Source organism: Proteus vulgaris (genome assembly GCF_011045815.1).
Taxonomy (GTDB): Bacteria; Pseudomonadota; Gammaproteobacteria; order Enterobacterales; family Enterobacteriaceae; genus Proteus; species Proteus vulgaris_B.
Window position 1 is genome coordinate 4,287,553 of the sequence record NZ_CP047344.1, and the last position, 22,572, is coordinate 4,310,124.

19 protein-coding genes are annotated in these 22,572 nt (G+C 37.7%); 6 read left to right on the plus strand and 13 right to left on the minus strand.

Annotated elements, in window-relative coordinates:
- Positions 1 to 56: 56 nt before the first annotated feature.
- From fdoI to fdnG, 3 genes are read right to left on the minus strand one after another with little or no spacing between them, the layout of a single operon-like run.
- Entirely contained in the window at positions 57 to 713 is a 657-nt protein-coding gene (fdoI, locus tag GTH24_RS20030; protein ID WP_072070496.1) for a formate dehydrogenase cytochrome b556 subunit, read from the minus strand.
- Entirely contained in the window at positions 710 to 1,648 is a 939-nt protein-coding gene (gene fdxH / locus GTH24_RS20035) for a formate dehydrogenase subunit beta (RefSeq protein ID WP_036933457.1), read from the minus strand. Before fdxH ends, fdoI begins: the two co-directional genes overlap by 4 nt.
- 11 nt (positions 1,649 to 1,659) lie before the next feature.
- The gene (gene fdnG / locus GTH24_RS20040) at positions 1,660 to 4,707 is read right to left on the minus strand and encodes a formate dehydrogenase-N subunit alpha (protein WP_141650228.1); all 3,048 of its coding nucleotides are present in this window, start codon (positions 4,705 to 4,707) and stop codon (positions 1,660 to 1,662) included.
- Between the two features lie 178 nt (positions 4,708 to 4,885).
- Between fdnG and fdhD the strand changes: the two genes are divergently transcribed.
- Entirely contained in the window at positions 4,886 to 5,716 is an 831-nt protein-coding gene (fdhD, locus tag GTH24_RS20045; RefSeq protein WP_072070493.1) for a formate dehydrogenase accessory sulfurtransferase FdhD, read from the plus strand.
- A gap of 75 nt (positions 5,717 to 5,791) precedes the next feature.
- On the opposite strand, the gene GTH24_RS20050 is transcribed toward fdhD, so the two are convergent.
- Both GTH24_RS20050 and umoA read right to left on the minus strand, forming a co-directional pair.
- Positions 5,792 to 6,655: an ATP-grasp fold amidoligase family protein gene (locus tag GTH24_RS20050; protein WP_072070492.1), complete on the minus strand. Its 864-nt coding sequence runs from the start codon at positions 6,653 to 6,655 to the stop codon at positions 5,792 to 5,794.
- A 250-nt stretch (positions 6,656 to 6,905) separates the two neighbouring features.
- Positions 6,906 to 7,442 (minus strand): UmoA family flagellar biogenesis regulator, encoded by a 537-nt coding sequence (gene umoA / locus GTH24_RS20055; protein WP_115351331.1) that lies wholly within the window; start codon positions 7,440 to 7,442, stop codon positions 6,906 to 6,908.
- 295 nt (positions 7,443 to 7,737) lie between these two features.
- On the opposite strand from umoA, the gene GTH24_RS20060 reads away from it, so the two are divergent.
- The 5 genes from GTH24_RS20060 to GTH24_RS20080 all read left to right on the plus strand — a co-directional run bounded on the left by GTH24_RS20060 (position 7,738) and on the right by GTH24_RS20080 (position 15,303).
- The gene (locus GTH24_RS20060; protein WP_164526890.1) at positions 7,738 to 8,625 is read left to right on the plus strand and encodes a LysR family transcriptional regulator; all 888 of its coding nucleotides are present in this window, start codon (positions 7,738 to 7,740) and stop codon (positions 8,623 to 8,625) included.
- A gap of 429 nt (positions 8,626 to 9,054) precedes the next feature.
- On the plus strand, positions 9,055 to 9,843 hold the full coding sequence (locus tag GTH24_RS20065) for a Slam-dependent surface lipoprotein (RefSeq protein ID WP_164526891.1): 789 nt from the start codon (positions 9,055 to 9,057) through the stop codon (positions 9,841 to 9,843).
- Between the two features lie 184 nt (positions 9,844 to 10,027).
- Positions 10,028 to 11,392 (plus strand): surface lipoprotein assembly modifier, encoded by a 1,365-nt coding sequence (locus GTH24_RS20070; protein WP_164526892.1) that lies wholly within the window; start codon positions 10,028 to 10,030, stop codon positions 11,390 to 11,392.
- A 41-nt stretch (positions 11,393 to 11,433) separates the two neighbouring features.
- Positions 11,434 to 14,481 carry a TonB-dependent receptor domain-containing protein gene (locus GTH24_RS20075; protein ID WP_164526893.1) on the plus strand — a complete coding sequence of 1,016 codons (3,048 nt, stop codon included), beginning with the start codon at positions 11,434 to 11,436 and terminating at the stop codon, positions 14,479 to 14,481.
- A 27-nt stretch (positions 14,482 to 14,508) separates the two neighbouring features.
- On the plus strand, positions 14,509 to 15,303 hold the full coding sequence (locus tag GTH24_RS20080) for an energy transducer TonB (RefSeq protein WP_164526894.1): 795 nt from the start codon (positions 14,509 to 14,511) through the stop codon (positions 15,301 to 15,303).
- 73 nt (positions 15,304 to 15,376) lie between these two features.
- Here the strand turns inward: GTH24_RS20080 and GTH24_RS20085 are convergent, their stop codons facing one another.
- The 8 genes from GTH24_RS20085 to rpmH all read right to left on the minus strand — a co-directional run bounded on the left by GTH24_RS20085 (position 15,377) and on the right by rpmH (position 21,818).
- The gene (locus GTH24_RS20085) at positions 15,377 to 15,838 is read right to left on the minus strand and encodes a DUF1097 domain-containing protein (RefSeq protein ID WP_082151834.1); all 462 of its coding nucleotides are present in this window, start codon (positions 15,836 to 15,838) and stop codon (positions 15,377 to 15,379) included.
- A gap of 377 nt (positions 15,839 to 16,215) precedes the next feature.
- Positions 16,216 to 17,529: a type II toxin-antitoxin system HipA family toxin gene (locus tag GTH24_RS20090; protein WP_164526895.1), complete on the minus strand. Its 1,314-nt coding sequence runs from the start codon at positions 17,527 to 17,529 to the stop codon at positions 16,216 to 16,218.
- Positions 17,530 to 17,787, minus strand: a complete 258-nt coding sequence (locus tag GTH24_RS20095) for a helix-turn-helix domain-containing protein (RefSeq protein WP_072070485.1) — start codon at positions 17,785 to 17,787, stop codon at positions 17,530 to 17,532.
- Between the two features lie 148 nt (positions 17,788 to 17,935).
- Complete coding sequence (gene mnmE, locus GTH24_RS20100; protein WP_023583363.1) at positions 17,936 to 19,300, minus strand: tRNA uridine-5-carboxymethylaminomethyl(34) synthesis GTPase MnmE; 1,365 nt, start codon at positions 19,298 to 19,300, stop codon at positions 17,936 to 17,938.
- A 130-nt stretch (positions 19,301 to 19,430) separates the two neighbouring features.
- Entirely contained in the window at positions 19,431 to 21,071 is a 1,641-nt protein-coding gene (yidC, locus tag GTH24_RS20105; protein ID WP_072070483.1) for a membrane protein insertase YidC, read from the minus strand.
- A gap of 2 nt (positions 21,072 to 21,073) precedes the next feature.
- Entirely contained in the window at positions 21,074 to 21,334 is a 261-nt protein-coding gene (yidD, locus tag GTH24_RS20110; protein WP_072070482.1) for a membrane protein insertion efficiency factor YidD, read from the minus strand.
- Entirely contained in the window at positions 21,298 to 21,657 is a 360-nt protein-coding gene (rnpA, locus tag GTH24_RS20115; RefSeq protein ID WP_071788569.1) for a ribonuclease P protein component, read from the minus strand. Before rnpA ends, yidD begins: the two co-directional genes overlap by 37 nt.
- A gap of 17 nt (positions 21,658 to 21,674) precedes the next feature.
- Positions 21,675 to 21,818 (minus strand): 50S ribosomal protein L34, encoded by a 144-nt coding sequence (gene rpmH, locus GTH24_RS20120; RefSeq protein WP_036933424.1) that lies wholly within the window; start codon positions 21,816 to 21,818, stop codon positions 21,675 to 21,677.
- Positions 21,819 to 22,572: the final 754 nt, after the last annotated feature.

Here is a 22,572-nt window from a genome sequence, read left to right on the forward strand (position 1 = left end):
GAATAAAAAACGGAGGCTAACAAGCCTCCGTTTGTTCAGAAATACACTTTAGGTCATTATTTCTGTGACTGCTTTTCGGCTTCTTTTTTCTCTTCTTCGAGAATTTCACGATACCAACGAGGGTGGTGCTTTTTAGCCCAACCACGAGTTACCCAGCCTTCAATCATGCTACGAATTGAACCTTTCACCCAGAACGCCGCATAAGCATGAACAAATACGGTGATTATCAGTAAGATTGCTGATAATGAGTGAACTAATAAGGCAATTCGAATCACTGGGATCGAGAAATATTCTGCGAAATAAGGACGCCAAATGATAACACCACTGACTGTTAGTAAGATAAGGCTGATACTTAATGTCCAGTAAATACCCTTCTGACCTAAGTTGTAGTGGCCAATATCGCCAGCTTCTTCATTTTGCAGTACTTTATGAATGTTTTTAGCCCAGACTAAGTCATCTTTATCAATAAAGTTGTGCTTCAGATATCTGAAGAACATAAAGAGAAAGAGGAACGCCATCACGCTACCCACGAATGGGTGCAACAAACGCGACAGTTCTGGTGTACCTAAAATATTCATGAACCAGTTCAGAGATGGGAAGAAGAAACCCAATCCGCTGATAGCAGTAAACAGAAATACAATCACTACTAACCAATGGTTAATACGCTCAGAAGCGGTGTGGCGAAGAATTTTATCGCCTTTCTTCTTCATCATTTCTGCTCCTCCTTATTCACAGAGGTCTGTGTTTTAGAAGATGCTTCCATCTCTTTGAGCGCTTCTTCTTCATCTTCTTCAGTTGTACGGTTTGGACCTACACCTAAATAATGGAAAATTGCACCCGCGAAGGTTGCGGCAAAACCAACCGCTGCTAATGGTTTCCAGATGCCTTTCCAGAATTTAACCGTTGAGCTAATTTCTGGGTTTTCTGGTAAACCATGATACAGGTTTGGTTTGTCAGCATGATGGAGAACATACATCACGTGTGTACCACCCACACCTTGTGGATCGTAAAGGCCAGCATTGTCGTAACCACGAGTTTGCAGTTCTGAAACACGTTCGCTTGCAAGATTGATCATCGCTTCTTTCGAACCAAAATGAATCGCGCCTGTTGGGCACGTTTTCACACATGCAGGCTCTTGGCCGACTTCAACACGGTCAACACATAACGTACATTTGTAAGCACGGTTATCTTCTTCATTAATGCGAGGCACGTCAAAAGGACAACCTGCAATACAATAACCACAACCAATACAGTGTTCTGATTGGAAATCAACAATACCGTTAGCGTATTGAATGATGGCACCTTCTGCTGGGCATGCTTTTAAACAGCCTGGGTCAGCACAGTGCATACAACCGTCTTTACGGATCAACCATTCCAGCTTGCCATTCTCTTCAACTTCAGAGAAGCGCATCACTGTCCATGATTTTGCCGTTAAGTCAGTTGGGTTATCGTAAACACCAACGTTAGTGCCAATTTTATCGCGAATATCGTTCCATTCAGAACAAGCAACCTGACAGGCTTTACAGCCGATACAGGTCGTTACGTCGATAAGTTTTGCCACTTCTTCCTTGTAATCCCGCACATGAGGTGCGGGAGTAAGAGAATTGGTGGCAGAGCGACGAATAATGTCTTGGGATTGCAGTGACATAATTTATCTCCTTACACCTTTTCCACATTAACAAGGAACGCTTTAAACTCAGGCGTTTGTGTATTTGCATCACCAACAAATGGCGTTAACGTATTAGCAATAAAGCCTTTGACTGCAACACCTTCAAAGCCCCAGTGGATAGGAATACCAATGGTATCCACTTTGCGGCCATCCACATCAAGGGTTCTAATACGTTTAGTCACCACAGCTTTGGCTTTGATATAACCACGTTTTGAGCTGACTTTAACGGTATCGCCTTGCACAATGCCTTTTTCTGCGGCTAAACGCTCACCAATTTCAATAAATTGTTGTGGCTGAATAATCGCATTCAAGCGCGCGTGTTTAGTCCAGAAGTGGAAATGTTCTGTCAGACGATAAGTTGTACCGACATATGGGAAATCTTCTGCTTTACCCATATCTTTCCAGTCATCTTTAAAGATACGCGCTGCTGGGTTTGAAACTACATTTGGATGCAGTGGATTAGTACCCAATGGTGTTTCAATTGGCTCATAGTGCTCAGGGAATGGACCTTCTGCCATCTTGTCGATAGCAAACAGACGTCCCATACCTTCTGGCTGCATAATAAATGGACCAACATCAGAACCTGGTGCAGCGTTGCTATAGTCAGGTACATCAATACCTGTCCATTTGCTACCATCCCATTCGATTAACTTACGTTTAGGATCCCATGGTTGACCTTGTGGGTCTGCCGATGCACGGTTATAAATAATGCGACGGTTAAGAGGCCATGCCCATGCCCAACCTAATGTATTACCCAATCCTGATGGATCGGAGTTATCACGGTTAGCCATTTGGTTGCCTTTCTCTGTCCAGCTACCCGCGAAGATCCAACAGCCACTTGCTGTTGTACCATCATCACGTAACTGAGCGAACGAGCTAAGCAGTTGACCTTTTTTCAGAATGATATTGCCATCAGCATCTTTTAAATCGACTAATGCTCTACCATTACTTTCTTGTGCAACTTCTGCGGATGTTGGATTATCAGGATCAAAGTAATCCCAAGTCATATTCAACACCTGCTCTGGCATCGCGCCGCCTTCTTCTTTGTAGAGTTGGCGTAAACGATGGAAAATACCTGATAAAATCTCAGCATCAGGGATAGCAATACCAGGGGCATCTCCCCCTTTCCAGTGCCACTGTAACCAGCGACCAGAGTTAACGATAGAGCCGTCTTCTTCTGCGAAACAGGTTGTTGGTAAACGGAAGACTTCAGTTTGAATATCTTCTGTTTTAACGTCATTCTCCTCACCGTGGTTCTGCCAGAAACACGAAGTTTCAGTATTTAGCGGATCCATTGTGATAAGGAATTTCAGTTTTGATAATGAACGAATAACCTTGTTCTTATTCGGGAATGAGGCAACAGGGTTAAAGCCTTGGCAGATATAGCCGTTGACTTCACCTTTATCCATCATCTCGAAGTATTGTAGAACGTCGTAAGGTTTGTCCCACTTAGGTAACAGTGAGAAGCCCCAATCATTATCGCGTTGAGCATTATCACCATAGAATGTCTTCATCATGCTGACGAAGAATTTAGGATAATTACCCCAGTAGTTAACTTGTCCTGGTACCGTCGCTTTTGGCGTATTCGCAGCTAAGTAGGTTTCTAATGAAGTCTGCTTTTCAGAAGGCAGAGTCATATAACCTGGTAAGCTTTGAGATAATAGACCGAGGTCAGTTAAGCCTTGAATATTGGAGTGACCACGTAGTGCGTTAACACCGCCACCAGCCATACCCATATTACCTAACAGTAATTGGATCATTGCCATGGTACGAATATTTTGAGCACCAACAGTATGTTGAGTCCAGCCTAATGCATACAGGAAAGATGCTGTTTTATCTTTCGCTGCTGTTTCAGCAATATATTCACAGACTTTTAAGAAATCTTCTTTTGGTGTACCACAAATCTGAGTAACCACATCGGGCGTGTAACGGCTAACGTGTTCTTTTAACAGATTCCAGACACAACGAGGATGTTGTAATGTGGTGTCGCGTTTTGCGAAACCATTTTCATCCATCTCGTAGTTCCAAGTGGTTTTATCATATTGACGTTTTTCTGCATCATATCCGCTGAATAAACCATCATCAAAGTGATAGTCTTCACGGACAATCAAGCTAGCATTGGTATAAGCCTCAACGTATTCTTTTTGATATTTCTTATTTTCGAGCAGATATAAGATAACGCCCGATAAGAACGTAATATCAGTACCAGAACGGATAGGCGTATAGAAATCCGCAACAGCCGCAGTACGGGTGAAGCGAGGATCAATAACAATGAGCTTGGCGTTATTATGGATTTTAGCTTCCATCGCCCAGCGGAATCCCACAGGGTGTGCTTCTGCCGCATTACCGCCCATAACGACGATAAGGTTGGCGTTTTTCATATCAACCCAGTGGTTGGTCATCGCACCGCGACCAAATGTTGGAGCAAGACTTGCTACCGTTGGTCCGTGTCAGACACGCGCTTGGTTATCGACAGCTAGCATCCCAAGAGCTCTTGAGAATTTCTGAGTTAAAAACCCAGTTTCATTGCTTGCTGCAGAGGCGCAAAGCATACCGGTTGTTAACCAACGGTTGACTTCGACACCCTCTTTATTGAGTTTCTGGAAGTTGGCATCGCGGTCTTTTTTGATTAAGCGCGCAATACGATCAAATGTTTCTTCCCATGAAAGTTTTACCCATTTATCCGAGCCGGGTGCACGGTATTCTGGGTGTTTTAAGCGACCTTCACTGTGGATGAAATCCACAAGACCAGCACCTTTAGGGCATAATGCACCGCGGTTTACTGGATGGTCTGAGTCACCTTCAATATGGAATATTGTTTCTTTTGCGTTTTTCGCGCCATCGCCCAGACTATACATTAATAGTCCACAACCGACAGAACAGTACGTACAGGTATTGCGGGTTTCGCGGGCTCTCAGTAATTTATACTGACGCGAGCCTGCTAGCGCAACTGCTGGTGCAAAACCGAGCGCCGCCGCTGTAGTACCTGCCATACCGCCAGCACAGATCTTAAAGAACTGTCTTCTGCTGACCTGCATGGGGTCTCTCCTCATCATACATTGCTTTTACTGACTCTGATTTTCTTCACGAAAATGGAGCTGATTGTTTTTTTATTCCTATTATCCTTAATAGGATCAGGTTCATTGCCTGATAGGTAGTGTAAAATCGTTTTACCCGTATTGTTATTATGTATTAATAAATTTAGGAATTCATCTTATGGATGAAACAAAATCGACAAAATTGTTAACTAAACGTGTAATCATTGGCGTAGATCAAACAATTGTGCAACACAAAGGATCTCTTAACAGACAAGAAGACGATTATATTGCACTCGAAGTTCCTGTTGCATTAGTGTACAACGGAATTTCTCACGTTGTTATGATGGCAAGCCCTAAAAATTTAGAGTTGTTTGCTGTCGGATTTTCTTTATCCGAAGGCATTATAGAGTCTTCTAATGAAATTCGCAGTATCGAAATTGTGGAAAGTTGTCACGGAGGCATTGAAGTTCAAGTTGAATTATCAAGCCGCCGTTTTATGGGCTTAAAAGAACGTCGTCGCAATATGACTGGGCGTACAGGCTGTGGGATTTGTGGGACAGAACAACTTGAAGAGATTTTCCGACCTATTACACCGTTACCTTTTACACAAACATTTTCACTTTCAAATCTTGATAAAGCCTTAGAGCAGATGACAACCGTTCAAGAAATTGGTGAATTAACTGGCTGTACTCATGCGGCTGTTTGGTTATCACCAGAGGGTGAAATGCAAGGTGGCTGTGAAGATGTTGGTCGTCACGTTGCACTGGATAAGCTTTTAGGTATGAAGGCACAAGAGCAGTGGAGTGAAGGTGCGGTATTAGTTTCAAGCCGAGCTAGCTATGAAATGGTACAAAAAGCCGCGATGTGTGGTGCGGAAATTTTATTTGCAGTTTCTGCGGCAACCTCTTTAGCGGTCGAAGTCGCTAATAAATATAATGTAACGCTGGTGGGTTTTTGTCGTCGCGGAAGAGCAACCGTGTTTACTCATCCACAACGACTAACTGACTAATGAACATGAAACACATTAGAATAGGTGTAATAACTATATATTCTTGCATTACACCTATTTGATCTTTCACTTTATTTATGACCACAATGCTCCTAATTTGTAATCCCACTCTTTAGGTTTGATGGGAATACGTCCTGCATTTGGGGTAAAGGTCATTTCGCTAAAGATGAGCTTATTTTCAGACATTAAAAAATCAACTCGGCAATAATTAAAGCCATTTGCCATTTTAGCGGCTAATTGCAACATGTTTTCAAATTGAGTCGGTTTTTCAACAGGTTCTGGTGTGTTGGGATCTTCTAAGGTGATGGGTTGTAACTGCCAATTTGTGTCATACACATTTATATACTCATTTCCTTTGGTGTCAGAGATATCAATCTCGGCATAATGAGGCTGACCATTAAAACAGTGAAGACGACAAGTTGTTGGTATCATTGGTTTTTTTGTATCAAATAAATCAATATATTCTTCACAGATGATTTGAGCTTTGATATTTTTATAATGCCATTCACGAGTGACGGGATAGAGGTTACGCTTTAAATGAAAATGAAGTTTTTTCTTTGCTTTTTCAAAATCAAAGGTTGATTTATCAAGGCATATCACTGTGCTTCCACTGTCATGATTGCATTTCAATACAAAGCGTGAAGGAAGTTGAGAGATATCTATTTCATCAGGGTGTGAATAAATTTTAATAATAGGAACAAGATAAGATGGGCCTATTTTATCTATCACATAGTCTCTCACTCTAATCTTATCTGCTAAGCGCGTATAAATTGGATTTCTATCAAATAGCATGCGTGCATTGATTTTTTCATTTAGTGATGTTGGTATTTTAAAATTTGGTTGATAACCTAAGTTACGAATAAACTTATTTTTTAAATACACACGATCTGGCAATGCGATAGTTCTAAACTGTTTGAAATAATATTCTATGATTTTCATAAGCTAACGGTTGTTTGAAATAGATAAGTAAAATAAAAAATAACTTTTCTTTGAATTAAACTTCTATATAGAGAAATAATTAAATATAAATTAAGAGAATAAAGTCAGTTGTTGATATTTTTATATTTTTTATTTATATAAACTTAGAATGTATTAACGTAAGTTAATATTTAAAGGCTCTATTTTAATAAAAGAAAGAATAACGACATTAAGAGAGAATTAACAAAATAGAATATTGATTAAGAGTATATTAATTTGATGACCATTTAGTTATATGAATAGGTTTGTCCCAGTTATTAAAGCGTAATCCTTTGCCAGTTCTATTTCCGTGAGCATCTAATATTTCATAATATTCTTCAACGATTTGGCTACGGCCGCGTTGCCATTCATTGGTTGTTGCAAAAGGATCGATTAAATAGATATCACCGACAACGGTATATAGTTCACCTAAATAGCGAATTTTTTTTGTACTGCTATTTGAATAATGAGAAAACATAATTTGGTAGGTTTTATAGTGTTCAGGTTGACCATAAGGGCCATATTTCATTGCAATATAACGAATACCTTGATGATCAGAGGGGTTTGTACCACCAGGAACAGGCATATCTGGTGTGATATTAAAAAGAGTATATCGAGAGCTTGCCGTAGGTTGTCTTAATGCTTGTCGATAGCTTTGTGTATCAAGCCCTGTGGCATTCCATGTTCTGTCCACCAGCCCATTTCCTGCAAAACAGGAAAAAGAGGATCCTAATAATGAAAGAATTATAAATAGGAACTTAGCAAACATAGATACTCCTTTATTGCCATTATGATGCCAGAAAATAAGGTATCCATTCCGTGAAAAAGAGATGTAGAACAGGGTTATTTCTTGCTGTAACGCTTATCGATTCTAAATGGTTATCTAAAAGAAAAAATAAGGAATTGTAGCTGGAGCAAAAAATACGTTTTTATAGTGAGGGAATAATCTCAAAGAAAGCTAGAATATTTTATTTATCAGGTTGTTGGTCTTGGTTATTAATTTTATTTATTTATTTTATGATAGGATAATAAAAGTAAAAACTATGTAGGATTAATGATTAATCATGGACACTCGTTTATTGAACGCATTTGCTGTACTGGCTGAAACTGAACATTTTGGTGAAGCATCATTAAAGCTTTGTATTAGTCAGCCTGCACTCACTAAACAAATAAAAACATTAGAATCTCAATTGGGTGTTACTCTTTTTCAACGTGGGCGCCAAGGTGCAAAACTTACCCTAGAAGGGCAATATTTACTCAATCAATGTCAATCAGTATTAAGAGAAGTTCGTCTTTTAGAAAAACAGGCTCGCCAATTAATTGAGCCTCAAAAGATCGAGCTTTATGCTGGGTTTGGCTTGTCATCATTAAGCTTTATCACCCCTTTATTGGCTAAATTTAAGCAAGATTATCCAGATATTACGGTTCATATTGATGATATGCCCTCTAATATAATGGAAGATAAAGTACTTTTAGGTGAATTGGATTTAGCTTTTTCACGTTTGCCTATTTCTGAGCCACTAAAAGGTATTCCATTAGTACAAGAGCGATTGATGTTAGCAATTCCCACGCAAACTATTATGGTGTTAGAGGCTGATGATGATCCATTACACTACTTTAATACGCTTGGGCTTATTCAGTTGGCTCCTGAGAAAGGAAAAAAACTATATCAACAAATCCATGCTTTTTTAAAGCATCATCAAATAAAGCCTCGTGTATTACAACAATCACAAGATATTCAAACACAGCTGGCGTTAGTTGCCGCGGGATTAGGAATGGCATTGGTGCCTAAAAATGCAGAACTTATTTGTGACAAACAAAAAGTCACTTTGTTGCCACTGTCTGGTTTGTACACACAATGGGAAATAGGTGTTATTTGGAATAATAATATTCAAAATAAAGATCGTGATGTCTTTATAAAAATAATTCCTGATGAAATAAATAAATTATAATGAATGAAAAACATTTTTTAATTTAAATAATGATTATATTCTCAATGTATTGTATATAATAAATATAAAAAACCTAATAAATATTAATTAGTTTTAAAATAAAGTAATTTAATTAATTGCGAGGTTGTTCACAAAAAACAACATGGAATAATAATGACTTTTTAATTTGTTTTAATAAAAATTTAAATTAAAACATCATATTAAACATATCTCCATAACATAAATAAGGCTAATTAAAATCATTGTTATTAAAAAGAGTTATTTACAATGAAAGGAATTTATTTAATATGGTTCACCGACAACACAGCAAGCTTTATATTCGCAAGTGAAGTTGGAAAGATAAAAATATAAATACCTCTGTAAGTGGTTACTTATTATTTTATTTATAATAAGTAACCACATCCTCACATGAATAATATGGAAATTATTATGAAAAAACTGAATAAAATAACTTGTGCGTTATTCGTATTAATGGGTACACATGCAGTGCAAGCTGAAATTCACTCTAATCAAAGTGGTGTTTTAACAACGATGGTTGTAGGTGCAAGTGATGCAGTGAATCGAGGTTCTCATCAATCAGCCGGTGGAGAACCTGGTGTTGGGATCAAAAGTATTGGAAATGGTGCAAAACTTAGCTTTGCTTCGTTAACATCACCCATGATGAGTGGTGGAGCAGACAGTAATGGAATTTATACAGTCCAATCTAATCATCAACACAGTGATATGGGGATTTTCCATTTTGCCAAAATCACTGATGCTAATGTCTATTTTGGTGATTGGGCAAAAACAACATCAGCAACAGATGCGACACATCAAACCTATTATGTCGGTAAAGATGTCACAACCACACTACCGACAGACAGCGCAACTTATACGGTAACAGGTATTAGCCAATACAGTGGTAGTAATCTACTTTCAGGTACGTTTGATGTTAATTTTTCACAAAAGAAAATTGAAGGTTCATTGGCGAATAGTCAACGTACAGTTCAGTTAGAAGGTGGAAATCTTTATACCGCCAATAACCAAGTGACGTTTTCTGCGGATGCAAAAGAGGGCACAACATCAGGGGTTGTTGAAGGTGCCTTCTTTGGTGAAAGCGCGGATGTATTAGCGGGTATTGTCGTGTTCAGTTCAGACCATACAAAAGATATTGGCTTCGGTGGTACGAAAGATAGCAGTGGAAATGAAGAAACGACAGCAAGCACGGATGCTTCTTAATTTTTTCAAAAATAATATTATAAATTTGTTTGGTAATACAATCGGTTAATTCTTTAGAAGTGGTATTAGTGGTCATTATGCTAAATGTTAGCAACAGATAATCAGGTATAGGGTTATCTGTTTTTTTTTATCAAAAATAAATCGACCTTAAGGAATAGGTCGATTTTTATTATAAGGATATACCATGCGTTATTATCAAAAACGAATGGAATTATTTTTTATTATCAGTGTGTTATTCATTCCATTAAAAGTAAGCGCCAAAGAAAATAATTCCGTTTTATTCTCCTATTCCTCACCTCAATATTACGTTGCCCAAATAGGGCAACAACTTTATAGTGCTTTACAGCAACAGCAGTGGAAAAAGGCTGAAGAACTACTACTGGACTATCAACAATTACCTTTACATGAAACACTCTTAATTGATTACGCTAAAGCGCTTTTAGCCCAAGCAAAGGGGGATTTTTTAAACGCTGAATTTTATTATCAGCAGCAACTTAAACAAAAAGCCGATTTTATCCCAGCGCAAACAGGGTTAATTCAGCTTTATTTTTATTTGAGAGAATATAAAAAAGCACAACAGCAACTCAATCAATTAAGTAACATTGTTGATTTACCTAAAAATATTGTCCAATCTATTGAGTTTTATAGGGTTAAGTTAGCCTCTTATTTTCAAGGTCAGCGTTTCTATCAACTTAGCTTTTTTTATGATGATAATATTAATCAAGCACCTTACTTAGCAGAACAAATTGTCTCTCAATCGACTCAAAGAAAAATTACGCTAAGAGGTGCCAAACCCATTGCATCAACAGGTCTTGCTCATTATTTTTCTTTTTATCAACCTTTTATTATTTATTCTTACCATACTTTCTCTTCTTATACTTATGTACGATATATCGATTATCACTCTTACCGTAACGCTAATTTTCTTGCGTTATATACACAACTGAGTTATCGCTACCAAAAAAATCAATATCAATGGTCAATGACACCTTATTACGAAATAAAAAAATCACAAGCTCAATATGAATATCAAGCATGGGGGAGTGAAACACAATTTTCTTATTTGATTAATAAAAAGCAAACTATTAATTTAAGTTTGGATTATAAGGTAAAAAAATATCAAAAATTTTTAAATAATTTAAATACTCAGCAACTTAGTTATAATGCTAACCATAACTATTATTTTAATAATAGAATGCAGTTAGTTAATCAATTAAATTATCAGTTGGATCGTAAAAAAAACACTTTATTAAATTATCAGCTGTATGGTATAAAAACAGGCGTTTATTATCCATTGTCAGTAAGTTGGAATATCTCTTTTTTTTTACAGTATCAATTTAAATGTTTTAATAATTATAATCCTTTATTAAAAAAGAGAAGAAAAGATAATAGCTTTATTTTCACAACCAATATTAAAAATAAATCAACTGTTATTTTAGGGTTTTACCCTGTAATAGAATTCCGTTATACCCGAAGATTAAGCAATGTGGATTGGTTATATCAATATCAGCAACATGAAGTATTATTTAAATTAGAAAAACAATTTTAATTAAATAAGTTACTTCCTTTATTAATTGAATAGGTAAAACAATGCATGTAATGCTTTTTAGAAAGCGGAAAATTGTTTCAATCTTCGTTTCTCTATCGCTAATTTCTCCTTGCTTTTATCTGCAAGCCAAAGAAGATAAAACCGATCTTGGTCATATTCAGATTTCTGATAATAAAGAAAAAGATACCGAAGGTTATTCACAAGTTTATGAGAAAGACGTCTCTAATATTTATTTAGGCAAAGAGCTATTAGAGCGTTATCAAGGTGTTTCTCCTGCAGATTTACTCAAAAGTGCCATTGGAGTTTATAGTGGTGAAGCGCGTAATGGTGGGGCGCTTGATCCGAATATTCGGGGTATTCAAGGGCAAGGGCGAATTCCTGTTACGGTGGATGGCACAGAGCAAGCAATCACGGTTTATCGTGGTTACAGTGGTGCTTCTAATCGTAACTATATTGATTCTAATCTGATTAGCAGTATCTATATTGAAAAAGGCCCTTCATTAACCCCTGATATGAAAACAGGTATTGGTGGTGGTATTGCGATTAAAACGCTGGATATTCGCGATATTGTGCCTATTGGTGATTCTTTTGGGATTAATTTTAAAGGGGATATTAGTAATAACTCAACACGGTATAAAGAAATTTATTTAAACATGCTTGAAGATTATCGAAAATATCCTCAATTTCATCATAAAGGAACGAAAATCAGTGATCCTGTTTTAGGAATCACACCTCAAAAAAATAAAAGTTGGCGTTTTCATGATCATTCATTCCGCTTAGGTGTTGGGTTTGAAAAAGAAAATTTTAATTTATTATTTGCTTATGCATTACGAGAAAAAGGAAATTATTTAGCAGGAAAAAGAAATACAAAAGCCTATCTCGAAACAGATAATATGAAATCAATTAATTCAAATGATTATAAAGTAAGATTGACACCTTATGTTCCTTTTATTGCCCATATTTATCGTCCTGGTAATGAAGTACCGAATACATCCAGTCGTAATCGTTCATTTTTAGTTAAAGCGACATTATTCCCTGAATCAACACACCGTTTTTCGATTAATTACCGATACACCGATTTACTGTTTGGCGATATTATGCCATCACGTTTAAGTTGGGTTCGTTATGATAAAAATTTAGTAAATCAATGGCCATTAGCAACGATTAATCAGCAGGCGGGAATATTAACTTATCAATATAAACCAGAAGATAAAAAAATAGATTTACTGTTACGATTATGGGGCAATTTAACTTCTGGGCATACCAATACTCGAGGAGGTGAACCAAGAGTACCCATGCATATTGATTATAGTGATCTGTTTGTATCTAAATTGAATCTAAAGACAGATATCCGTTTTATTGATACGGCTTCTCTTTATCAGAAAAACAATCGATATGGTGTTGATTTATCATCAATATTTAAATTGTCACCGCAATTTTCTATTGCATTTTCCAGTCATTATCAATTTGAGAAATTAGATAGTGATGAATTGGAATTACCTACAGGTTTTGATTTTGTTACCGCTGGGCGAGCAGGGCAACGTCATGAAATTAATTTAGCTCTTTCCACAGATTGGAAGCCACTGTCTTGGTTAGCCATTACCGCGGGTGGGAAATATCATTATTATCATTTAACAGATACTTTTTTAAATAATAAGCGGCGTAATAACGTAAAAGGTTATGAAAAATCACCGCCAATAAGAGGTTTTATTCTTCCTTATCGACGTACATTAACCGCGGAGGAATATATATTATATCGAGCCATTAATCGGATAGATGTAGAAACGTTACCTGAAGAGATTAAAAATTATCGACGTTATCCAGAAATATATAAAAAAGTGCGAGAGTTTCAACAGTCTAACTTTATTTATCCTGAATATGAAAATTTATCACCTGAAATAAAAGAAAAGATTATTAATAGTAATGAAGTTAGAAGAATTCAGATTGATATGATGCAAGATGACTTTCTTCATGATGAACAAGGAAATCTCAACATAAAATCGTCTCAAAAACGCCTTATGGTCACAGAACATACCGTCATACTTTATGACGAAAATGGCGAATTATCTAAAAGTAACAATATATTCTTAAGTGGTTATGCTGATATCAATGAAAAAGTGCCCGATCCTATTACCGGTAAATTAGTTAATAAATATGAAATGGGCGTGACAAATCCAATTCCTATTTATCTTGATGATGATAAAGATAATTTTGAATCTGAACCCAGCTATCAGCATGGGGCATTTTCACCACTCGTGTCTGCAACGGTGTATGCCAGTGATATATTGCGTTTTTATGGGCGTTATACTGAGCAGCTACGATTACCTAATTTATTTGAAGATACTAGCGGGTTTTCAGGCTCTAAAGCCCGTTATTACGGTTTTAAATTAAAACCCGAGCGTGCGAAAAGTACAGAGTTTGGGGTTGTGTTTGATTTGACCGATTGGCTTAATGTCGAACGCCATGCTGATATTAAAATAAATTATTTTTATACCAATATCGAAAATGTGTTTGATAGAGATGCAAATTGGCAAATTAGGCAATTTGAAAAGCAAATATTAGAGGGGCTGGAAGTTCAAGCGCGCTTTGATAACGGTTTTATTTTTATGGATACCGCTTTAGTGTATAGCCATAAAAATAAGGTATGCGATAAAAATGCTTTTAGTCACTATGATCCCTTTGGTTTCTTGGGTATTAAAGAGTGTATGACGGGCGGTTATCCGGGAGGTTTTTTACGTACTTCTATTCAGCCTAAATATTCGGTTAATTTACATTTCGGAACTCGTTGGTTAGATAATAAATTAGAAATAGGTAGCCGTTGGCTCTATTCATCAGAAGTAGAAAATAAAGATGAAAAATGGCTAAAAGAAAAATTACCAAGAGAAATGTACGGTAGAAATAATAACCCGATGCGTTGGGCAAAAGTCTTTACCGTTGATGGTTATATTAACTATCAATATAGCCCTAATTTATCGTTTGAAATAACGGGAAGTAATTTATTAAACGAATATTACATTGATCCACTAACGCGATCAGGTATGCCTGCACCCGGAAGAACGTTCCGATTAGGTGTGACTGCACAATTTTAATTAAAAGAGAGTAAGGAGCTTTTATTTATGTTGGCACTTTCTGTCAGGCATCCGCTTAATATTTACTACTGGTTAATAGGTATATCGTTAGTTTATATCGCCATATTAAGTTGGGTGTTACGTTCACTTTCTATGACAGAAAGTGCACACCATATTCATCAGCAACAAGAGAATACATTATCTGTTTATCAAGTGGTATTTTCACCGCCCCAGCAATCTACAGTGGTGCCTGAGCCTATTGAAAAAATTGAGCCTCAAGAGAGCGCTATTGTTTTACCGAGTTCAGAAAAAGGGGCGTTTGTTGAGGTACAAAAAAAAACACCTGAAAAAATAAGGGAAAAGCCCATACCAATAAAACCAATTACACCAGTAAAAAAACAGGTGATACAAGAAAAAGTAGAGCCAATAAAACAGCGTGATGTAGAAAGCCAAATAGCACAAACGGCATCAGAAGCCTCGGCAGAAAGCTTAACACAACATACGGCAAGCTCATTAGCGGGAAGAAGTCATGCGTTAAGTGAGAAAGGAATAGGGCAAGGTGAATCTGATAATCACTATATTAGTTCACTGCGTCGAGAGATAGAGCGCCATAAACGTTATCCATCACAAGCTCGTCGCATGCAACATGAAGGCCAGGTAGTGGTGAGTTTTTCATTAACATCAGAAGGTACAATTTCAAGGGTTGAGATAGAAAGTACCTCTGGTATTTCTTCCCTTGATAATGCAGCTATTGCTGCGGTTAAACGTGTAAAGCCTATAGGCCCTAAACCTGAAAACCTATTGGATCCTTTAATTGTCTCATTAGATTTTCAATTAAAATAATCGAAAAGTGATTAAAAGAAAAAAGCGGTTTTAGATTATCTAGATACCGCTTTTTATTGTGCCATAATCCACATTAAGCTGTTTTTGGCCATTTATTGGCAATCCAAAGTCCACTCATTTTCATTGCATAACCAAATAAAACACCCACAATTAGCGAGGGAATGGTTTGAATGAGCTCGCCTTGTGCTGCAAAAATGGTACATGCTCCAATAAAAGTGCCGGGAATATAAGCAAGTAAGGCGCTTTTAGCTTGAATGCACATTACGAAGGCAATTACACCCGTTACGGCATAGCCGAAAATAGAAATATCATTAAAAATCTGGCTACCATAAATAATGGCTAATGCCCAAATTACGCCACTCATAATCGTTGCTATTGTGATCGCTAGTCCTTTAACACCTTCTTTAGGATAAGCAAAATAAGCGGTACAACCTAAAAAGCCGGCCCAGCTTAATAAATCAAATTGATTAGCAACAAATGCCCAAATGGCAGAAAGAATGCCTGTTGTCAGCGCAGTAAAATAAAGCGTTCTCACGATAGACTCTTAAATATAAGGGGGATATTTACCCAGTTAACTAAAGGCGAAGTTTAGCATTGTCATTGACTGATTTTCTATATTTAGATCATTAAACATCATAATTTAAATACGTATTTTTTCTCTATGTAAAATCTATTTTTCTTTTAAAAAAATGGAAAGGTAAAGTAAACGATTGCGTTATTTAATCTATGATTAAATAAAAAATAACGAGATACATTATTTGATATTTATTATTAATCGTTTAATTAAAAAATAGTATTAAATAATATAAAAAAGATAAGTAATTTCTCTTACTTTTTGTTTAATCGAACGTATTCAGACTTTACCTGTTACAACCGTTAAATTGAGAATTACACGCTATAGTAGGTAGATTATTAAATATTGGCTAATCTTACAGAGCGTGCTTTCATCCCATCCAATATTTTATTGCTAATTTCAGAAGGAAAATCATTAGGTAGTTGTTGTTTTACACGTTTGATGACATCGTCCATTTCGTTATAAAAATAACGAAGAATATCAGTCATCAATGAAGGATCGAAGCCGACAGCTTCAGCTGTTTGGTAAAAATGGCGAGGAAAAATTTGCTCTATGGCATATTTTTTGCCTCGACTTGCTTGTAATCCCATAGCGAGTTTTGCATCTCGTGGGTTAAGTCCTCTTCCTCCGAAATTGGGATAGATAGACATGATGTCATAAAGAGGAGTGAGGTGAAAACGTCCTTCTTGATTGATAAAAATAGAAAAATTTTTTGCATGTCCATCTGTTGCAGCCAAAAGCCAAAAGAGTACTTGTGCCTTCATAAAATGAAAACGGTCTTGATCGGCATTTGATGAACCTAGCAAATAATTCATAATATCAATAATGCCTGGGCCTCCTTCATTTTCATATTTTATAGCTGAAGGTATATTTAGAATTTGGCAAAAATCTTCTTGGGGTAAACGTATTATCCACGATTTATCTGATGAATATTTTCTATCAAAACGTTCTACAGCAAGTGCTTTAATATTTTTTGTTTTAATAATAAAACAGTGAGGAACGGGAAGATCAAATTCTTTGGCAATTAAGGTACAAAGATATTCATTTTCTACACTATCGGATAAATCCATTGTATAGGAATGACCCTCAATAACCCCAATGGGTAGCTTAATAATATGTGTAGTTGGCGTATTATTGTGTGGTACACACCAATGATCATCTTTTAAAAGTAATGCTGTTTTTTCTTGTGCACCAGCGATAGAAATTCTGAAATCAGTATATTCTTCAAGCATGCCGAGTGGGGTATTGGATTGATATCCTAATAGTATTTTCTCAAGTTCAGCGTTATCAAGTTTGTTATATTCTATTTTTTTTATATTAGTTGGTGTACTACCACTAGGAAGTAACCGCAATGCACCAACCGTATCTGCACCTACGGCGGCTAATAGATCAAATGGTTGACTTGAGTTCGCATTATAGCGACTCACAATGCGATTTCTAATTTCAGTATTATCAGGTAAAAGGTTGTCAAAAAAATTATAGACACAATCTCCCTGATATTCTTGAAGTTGTAGTGGCATAGAAAGAGATATAGGACGACTTCCTGGTTGATTAACCCAATCTTCAGCATATTGGAATGAATGCGCACCTGAGCTTTTTTTGGTAAAAATTCCCACATAATATTCATTCATATACACATCAAGGCTCATCATTTACCACTCCTCTTTCCATTCACTTTTGTGTGCTAAATTATTTTTAGCATCTTTAGGATGAATTTCCATCTCTAAATTTAGTGCGGAGAGCAGTTTGAAAAAGGTTTCTAGCTTGGTGGAATTAGGGTTAAGTTCAAAATTGGACACGGTGTCTTGTCGAATTCCCACTTTTTGGGCAACTTTACCTTGAGAAAGCTTTTTTGTTAATCGGACATCCTTTAGATGTACGCTGAGTTGATAGGCGTTAATTATAATCATCATCTTCTACCGGTTATAGGCGTTAATGTCTAATATACCGGTTATAGCGTGTAGATCAAGGCTTAGTGGTTATAGTGTGTAAATTTAGTTTTACCTGCTATAACCGTTAAACTGAAAGTTACACGGTATAGCAGGTAAGATTTAGTGGTTACTTCCCAATACAGAAACTAGAGAAAATACGACCTAATAAGTCATCTGAAGTAAATTCACCAGTGATCTCACTTAATGCTTGTTGAGCGAGTCTCAACTCTTCTGCCAATAACTCACCTGATTTTGCATAAACCAGTTGCTCATGGCCTTGCTGTAAATGTTCTGCTGCGGTATTTAATGCCTGTAAATGACGGCGACGAGCCAAGAAACCACCTTCAGTATTACTATTAAAGCCCATCGCTTCTTTTAGGTGATCGCGCAGTAACTCGATACCCATACCATCACGGGCAGATAAGCGGATCATCGGGTAGTTACCTTGTGCTGTGATCTCGACATTTTCCCCTGTTAAGTCTGATTTGTTACGAATAACAGTAACAGGTAAGGTATTTGGTAAGCGAGCCATAAACTCAGGCCAGATATCTTCAGGTGTTGTTGCATCGGTTGTGGTGCTATCAACCATAAATAGCACTCTGTCTGCTTGCTCAATCTCTTTCCAAGCACGTTCAATACCAATGCGTTCTACTTCATCACTGGCTTCACGTAAGCCTGCTGTATCGATAATATGCAATGGCATACCATCAATGTGAATATGCTCACGTAATACATCACGAGTTGTACCGGCAATATCCGTGACAATCGCCGCTTCTCGACCGGCTAATGCATTTAATAGGCTTGATTTACCTGCATTCGGACGACCAGCGATCACCACTTTCATCCCTTCACGTAACAAGCTACCTTGGCGAGCTTGAGCACGAACATCATCTAATTCAGCAATAACGGCATTAAGTTTTCCTTCAATGATACCGTCAGAAAGAAAATCAATCTCTTCGTCAGGGAAATCAATGGCCGCTTCAACATAGATACGCAAGTGAGTTAATGACTCTACCATCTCGTTAATATGAGAGGAAAAAGCACCTTGTAATGAATTAATTGCTGAACGAGCCGCTTGTTCTGAGCTGGCATCAATTAAATCAGCAATGGCTTCTGCTTGTGCTAAATCGAGTTTGTCATTTAAAAATGCACGTTCAGAAAATTCCCCCGGATTTGCAATACGCACACCGGGAATTTGTAAAATACGTTTTAGTAATAAATCTAGAATAACGGGGCCACCATGGCCTTGTAGTTCTAGAACATCTTCACCTGTAAATGAGTTCGGATTTGGGAAGAAAAGGGCGATACCCTGATCAAGTACTGAGTTGTCATCATTGCGAAATGGCAGGTAATCGGCATAACGAGGTTTAGGCAATTTACCTAAAACGGTTTGCGCCACAAGGGCAGCTTTCGGGCCAGAAACGCGTAGGATACCAACACCGCCTCTTCCCGGAGGTGTGGCCTGAGCGACGATAGTATCAGTGCTATGCATGGTGTACTCGCTTAATCAGAATAATCATATAAATATAAAAAACAGAAGGCGGTCATTGTAGACCGCCTTCGCTATTTTATGTCACTTTCCTTTGAATGTAACCAAGGAAGAGGTTTTTCCTCATGTGACCTTATTTTTTGTCTCTGCTGTGTAAGCCACGTTTTTCCAGACCGCGGTAAATTAACTGCTGCTGGATGATGGTCACTAAGTTACTGACGATATAGTACAGAACCAGACCTGATGGGAACCACAGGAAGAATACAGTAAACACAACCGGCATAAAGGTCATGATTTTTTGTTGCATCGGATCAGTCACTGCTGTTGGAGACAGTTTCTGAATGATGAACATAGTTACACCCATTAATAATGGCAGGATGTAGTATGGGTCTTGTGCAGACAAGTCTTGGATCCATAACATAAATGGAGCATGACGTAATTCAACTGAGCCCATCAGCATGTAATACAACGCAAGGAAGATTGGCATCTGGATAATTAGTGGTAAACAACCACCCAGAGGGTTTACTTTCTCTTGTTTGTATAACGCCATCATTTCTTGGCTCATACGTTGTTTGTCATCACCAATACGTTCACGCAGAGCAGCCAGTTTTGGTTGCAGTAAACGCATTTTCGCCATGGAGGTGTACTGCGCTTTGGTCAGCGGGTACATGATACCACGAACGATAAAGGTGATCATGATGATGGAGAAGCCCCAGTTACCGATAAAGCTGTGAAGGAATTTCAACAGTTTAAACAGTGGTTGAGAGATAAACCATAACCAACCATAGTCTACAGATAGGTCTAAATGTGGCGCGATAGCGGACATTTCAGACTGAATTTCTGGACCAACCCATAATGTAGAAGTGATGTCAGCTGTACTATTTGGTGCAATAGTAACAGGTGCTGATTTATAACCAATCAGAGCAATGGATTTATTTTCTAAAGTAATTGAGTAGAAGTTATTGTTCTGACTATCTTTAGAAGGAACCCATGCTGTTGCGAAGTATTGTTGTAACATCGCAACCCAACCATTATTCGTGGTTAGAGATAAGTTTTTATCTTCGATATCACCAAAGCTATATTTTTTATAGTTGGTTTCATCTGAGGAATATGCCGCACCACGATAAGTGTGTAGCGCAAAGTTGCTACTACCCGTATCACGGCTTTCTGGCAATTTAACAGATTGTTTTAACTGACCGTAGAAGTTCATTGTCAGTGTTTTATCTGTTGTATTCTCAATTTTGTATTCAATACCGATATCGTACTGACCTTTTTTCAGAATAAAGGTTTTGACGAATTTTACGCCTTCTTCATTCACAAAAGTCATAGGTACACGTAATTCATCCTGATTTTCACCAAGTACGAATTCGTTTTTATCAGCGGTATAAACTGGGCGAGATTTCTGATCTGGGCCATCTGGGCCAATTAAGCCACTTTGAGCCTGATACAGGAATTGAGGTGTAGTTTCCAGTAAACGGAAAGGTGTCTGTGAATTAAGCTCGGCGGGATAGGCTAACAAATCAGCCTCATCGATTGTACCGCCTTGAGTATTGATACTAAGATCAAGTACATCAGTTTTTACGGTAATCAATTTTGCCTGCTCATTGCTGTTACCAGTTACAGCAAGACTATCACTACTTGGCATGTCCGCTTGTTGCGAGATCTGAGTAGTAGTGGTGGTGTTTTGTGAAACTTTATCACCCTCCCACTGCTGCCAGATCAGGAAAGAAACGAACAGCAAAGCGATGAATAGAAGATTGCGTTGCGAATCCATCGTTAATTTTCTCTGTTATCGTCGTTTTTTCTAGGTGGGACAGGATCATCACCACCTTCGTGTAAAGGGTGGCATTTTAATATGCGTTTCACTGTTAACCAACTACCTTTTATCATTCCAAACCTGCGCAATGCCTCAATTCCATAATGAGAGCACGTAGGATTAAAACGACAACGAGGCCCCAACAGAGGACTAATCCCCAGTTGATAGCCCCTAATCAGCAAGATCAGGACTTTTGAGCCAAGCGACAATGACGACGCCATAATTTACCCAACACTTCCGTCAATTGGTGGTTATCAAGTTCAGCAACCCCTTTTCTTACTAATAACACAAAATCCATCGGCGGTAATTCATGCTGATGTAAACGAAAGTATTCACGGGCTAATCGTTTAATACGATTGCGCTCATGAGCACGTTTAACGTTTTTCTTTGCGATTGTTAGACCGATGCGGGGATGCCCCAGCTCATTCTGGCGACCCAAAATAGTAACTTCTGGTGAACTCGCGCGTTGTGGTTGCTGGAAAACAAAATTGAAATGCTTGGGAGTTAACAAACGTAACTCCCTTGGAAAAGCGAGCTTAACCACGGAATGGTTAGCTTTTATTATTTCGAAGAAACGGTCAGACGAGAGCGGCCTTTCGCACGACGGCGAGCCAGAACCTGACGACCATTTTTAGTGGCCATACGAGCGCGGAAGCCGTGGTTACGGTTGCGCTTCAGTACAGACGGTTGAAAAGTGCGTTTCATGGCGATTTCTACCTACTTAATATAATTACTGATTCAGCAAATGCGTTGACAGACAGGCGTGCAATAAATAAACAAACCAGTACTTCAATCGCAGCATCAATGATGGAAAGATGCGGGATTGTAATAAAATCACTCAAATGCGTCAATCAAGATGACGCTTTAAGTACCGATTTTTGTCGTCTTTTTTAGCAAACCCGATAATCAATCCTGACTTATGCGCAACGAGTACGCTTATTAGCGACCTAAAAGAGCGCCTTAATAAGTGACTTTGTTGGTACAAGCACGCAGGGTGCAAGATTATACGGACTCATGGTGAAAGCGCAAGGATCTTTGGTGGATCAAGTGAGAGATATTTGATCACTTACTATAAGAAGAGGAGATTTATGCAAAGAGAAAGTTATCCCCAATTGCTATTTATAGGGCGACTCAAGTACACTAGAACGCCTTTGCATATTTCATTTGGTGAATTATCACAAATCATCAAGCCTGTGGATAAAAACCATAAAAACTGTGCAAAAGAAAGAGGATCTTCGTTTCATTTTGCGATATGATCCCCCGTCACGATCAGAATAGCCAGTCTGCGATCGTGAATCACGATGTAAATAAATCGTTGTCACCAAGAGTTGTTCCTTATTAAGAATTGAAGAGGAACGATGTTGTGCACTTTGTGTTTAAGCACGCTGTGTTTAGCTACATTGTAGAACTGCATTTTTCCTGTTTATTTTTTAGTCTTGTTTTTTTAGGGGAGTCCGCC

Coding starts and splice junctions, on each gene's coding strand:
- fdoI (WP_072070496.1), bottom strand. CDS start 713: ATGATGAAGAAGAAAGGCGATAAAATTCTTCGCCACACCGCTTCTGAG.
- fdxH (WP_036933457.1), bottom strand. CDS start 1,648: ATGTCACTGCAATCCCAAGACATTATTCGTCGCTCTGCCACCAATTCT.
- fdhD (WP_072070493.1), top strand. CDS start 4,886: ATGGATGAAACAAAATCGACAAAATTGTTAACTAAACGTGTAATCATT.
- GTH24_RS20050 (WP_072070492.1), bottom strand. CDS start 6,655: ATGAAAATCATAGAATATTATTTCAAACAGTTTAGAACTATCGCATTG.
- umoA (WP_115351331.1), bottom strand. CDS start 7,442: ATGTTTGCTAAGTTCCTATTTATAATTCTTTCATTATTAGGATCCTCT.
- GTH24_RS20060 (WP_164526890.1), top strand. CDS start 7,738: ATGGACACTCGTTTATTGAACGCATTTGCTGTACTGGCTGAAACTGAA.
- GTH24_RS20065 (WP_164526891.1), top strand. CDS start 9,055: ATGAAAAAACTGAATAAAATAACTTGTGCGTTATTCGTATTAATGGGT.
- GTH24_RS20070 (WP_164526892.1), top strand. CDS start 10,028: ATGCGTTATTATCAAAAACGAATGGAATTATTTTTTATTATCAGTGTG.
- GTH24_RS20075 (WP_164526893.1), top strand. CDS start 11,434: ATGCATGTAATGCTTTTTAGAAAGCGGAAAATTGTTTCAATCTTCGTT.
- GTH24_RS20080 (WP_164526894.1), top strand. CDS start 14,509: ATGTTGGCACTTTCTGTCAGGCATCCGCTTAATATTTACTACTGGTTA.
- GTH24_RS20090 (WP_164526895.1), bottom strand. CDS start 17,529: ATGATGAGCCTTGATGTGTATATGAATGAATATTATGTGGGAATTTTT.
- GTH24_RS20095 (WP_072070485.1), bottom strand. CDS start 17,787: ATGATTATAATTAACGCCTATCAACTCAGCGTACATCTAAAGGATGTC.
- mnmE (WP_023583363.1), bottom strand. CDS start 19,300: ATGCATAGCACTGATACTATCGTCGCTCAGGCCACACCTCCGGGAAGA.
- yidC (WP_072070483.1), bottom strand. CDS start 21,071: ATGGATTCGCAACGCAATCTTCTATTCATCGCTTTGCTGTTCGTTTCT.
- yidD (WP_072070482.1), bottom strand. CDS start 21,334: ATGGCGTCGTCATTGTCGCTTGGCTCAAAAGTCCTGATCTTGCTGATT.
- rpmH (WP_036933424.1), bottom strand. CDS start 21,818: ATGAAACGCACTTTTCAACCGTCTGTACTGAAGCGCAACCGTAACCAC.